The 270-nt window shown below is 64.4% G+C and carries 1 pseudogene; it reads left to right on the top strand.

Features of this window, described 5'->3' with window-relative positions:
• Nucleotides 1–21 precede the first annotated feature (21 nt).
• Nucleotides 22–270: pseudogene (locus SB816_RS31925) on the top strand (branched-chain amino acid ABC transporter substrate-binding protein); the annotation flags it as partial.

Genomic DNA, 270 nt, shown 5'->3' with positions numbered 1-270 from the left:
ACGATGATCGAAGGAGTGGAGATGCAGTTGGTTTGGCGTTGGATGAACGCGGCGTGCGTCGCGACCGGAGTGCTCGCCGCCACGGCGGGTGTGGCGCACGCGGATGTGAAGATCGGCGTGACGCTCTCGGCCACGGGCCCGGCGGCTTCGCTCGGCATTCCCGAAAAGAACACCATCGCGCTGCTGCCCAAGGAGATTGGGGGCCAGAAAGTCGACTATCTCGTGCTCGACGACGCGACCGATTCCACGCAAGCCGTAAAGAACGCGCGC

Origin of the sequence: Achromobacter sp. SIMBA_011 (assembly GCF_046535435.1) — a bacterium.
GTDB classification, from domain to species: domain Bacteria; phylum Pseudomonadota; class Gammaproteobacteria; order Burkholderiales; family Burkholderiaceae_B; genus Achromobacter; species Achromobacter dolens.
Note: the sequence above shows the minus strand (reverse complement) of the source record. Positions and strands in the feature narration are given on the sequence as shown.